At 35.7% G+C, this 499-nt stretch carries 1 protein-coding gene; it reads right to left on the reverse strand.

Going from position 1 to position 499, the window contains the following annotated elements; translation table 11 throughout:
• Positions 1-28: 28 nt before the first annotated feature.
• Positions 29-499 (reverse strand): electron transfer flavoprotein subunit beta/FixA family protein (locus ACYQ3D_RS12650; protein ID WP_459838820.1); only part of this gene is annotated, 471 nt, incomplete at its 5' end.

The following is a 499-nucleotide window of genomic DNA, read 5'->3' on the forward strand; positions in this document are numbered from 1 at the left end:
TAATATATCTGCTTTTTATCCTTTATTTTTAAACTACTTTTTCTTCCTTTAATCTTTCTGCTAATGCTTCAGCTTGCTCTTCTGGGGATCCTTCTAACATTTCTCCAGCTTTTTCATGTGTCGGTACAAATGTCTCCCGTACTTGAGTTGGTGAGCCACTTAATCCTAGTTTATCATCTGTTGCTTTTATTTCTTTTGCTCCCCATACTTTTACTTCTTGCTCTCTATGAGCATCTACTATTCCTTTCATTGATGGATATCTAGGTTCATTTAATTCACCTAACACCGTTACTAATAATGGTAATTCCGTCTCAATAATACTATAACCATCTTCTAATTCTCTTCTGGCTTCTACTTTCTCCTCAGCAATCTCTAAGTTACTTGTGTATGTAACTTGAGAAATCCCTAAATTCTCTGCTAACTGAGGACCTACCTGTGCTGTATCCCCATCTATAGCTTCTTTCCCACAGAAAATTAAATCAAAATCTCCTACTTGTTT

The organism is Halanaerobaculum tunisiense, assembly GCF_054657635.1.